This is a genomic window from Pseudomonas sp. BP01, from assembly GCF_022760795.1.
Taxonomy (GTDB): domain Bacteria; phylum Pseudomonadota; class Gammaproteobacteria; order Pseudomonadales; family Pseudomonadaceae; genus Aquipseudomonas; species Aquipseudomonas putida_Q.
Genome location: NZ_JAFBKA010000111.1, coordinates 1 through 351, shown reverse-complemented (window position 1 = coordinate 351; position 351 = coordinate 1). Strand labels below are relative to the sequence as shown.

Sequence of the window (351 nt, the reverse complement as noted above, 5' to 3'; positions counted from 1 at the left end):
ACCTGGACAAGACCCCGGTCAGCACCCAGGTCACCGATGAGCCAGGCACCCCGGGCAATGAAGGCGACCTGGTCAAGGTCACCATCACCGCCGACCAGACGTCGGTGGCGGAAAACGTCAAACCGACCTTCACCGTGCACATCAACACCGCCCTGGCCCACGATTTGGTCGTGACCCTGAGCAACAATGCTCAGGTCACCATCAAGGCCGGTGAGACCAGCGCACCGTACACCCACGATGCGCAGGGCGACGACGTTTACAACGACGCTGGTGAAATCAGCGTTGGCATTAAATCGGCGGTAGACGCTACCGGCGCCACCTTTGAAAACCTGGAGTTGGGCGGCGCTGCGA

The 351-nt window shown here is 61.3% G+C and carries 1 protein-coding gene; it reads left to right on the top strand.

Going from position 1 to position 351, the window contains the following annotated elements; translation table 11 throughout:
* The coding region (locus tag JOY50_RS28715; RefSeq protein WP_243056194.1) for an immunoglobulin-like domain-containing protein at positions 1-351 on the top strand (351 nt) is incomplete at both ends.